Annotated in this window: 1 protein-coding gene; it reads right to left on the bottom strand. The window is 55.7% G+C overall.

Translation table 11 applies throughout. From position 1 onward, the window contains the following. The coding region (locus D3D02_RS19895; RefSeq protein WP_394337749.1) for a tyrosine-type recombinase/integrase at positions 1–384 on the bottom strand (384 nt) is incomplete at its 3' end. Positions 385–445: the final 61 nt, after the last annotated feature.

A 445-nucleotide genomic window follows, 5' to 3' on the forward strand; every position in this document is an offset into this window, starting at 1 on the left:
CTCTTCAGCGACCCCGTAACCGTCCAGGGGTACTAGATCCAACTTTGATGGGGTATGCCCCAGAAGTTGGCGAATCTCAGACTGTGGAACCCCGAGCTGAAGCAGGCGCGTTGTGAATGTCGATCGAAGTGCTTGAGGGGTGATGTTCTCGGAAAGACTGTCTTCACTGATTGATTTGACTCGGTTCGTCACCGTCGAGCGGGTGATCCCAACCTCACTTCGCGTTGCGAAGAACTCCTCGAACCGTTCGACCCCTTCTTCGGACAGCGGAATCGATCTCACTCGGGACCTAATGCCTTTAACTGCATCTTCCGGGACTTGGAGCATTCGCTCTCCGCTGTCGAGCCATTCACAGCTCAAGCGACTGAACTCACTGCCGCGCAGTCCAGTGTGGCCGAGGGCGTATACGGTGAATCCGTGGCGGTTTGATTTCTCTTCTGCGGTG

Source organism: Halobellus sp. Atlit-38R, assembly GCF_003665925.1.
In the GTDB taxonomy this organism is placed as follows: Archaea; Halobacteriota; Halobacteria; order Halobacteriales; family Haloferacaceae; genus Haloquadratum; species Haloquadratum inordinatus.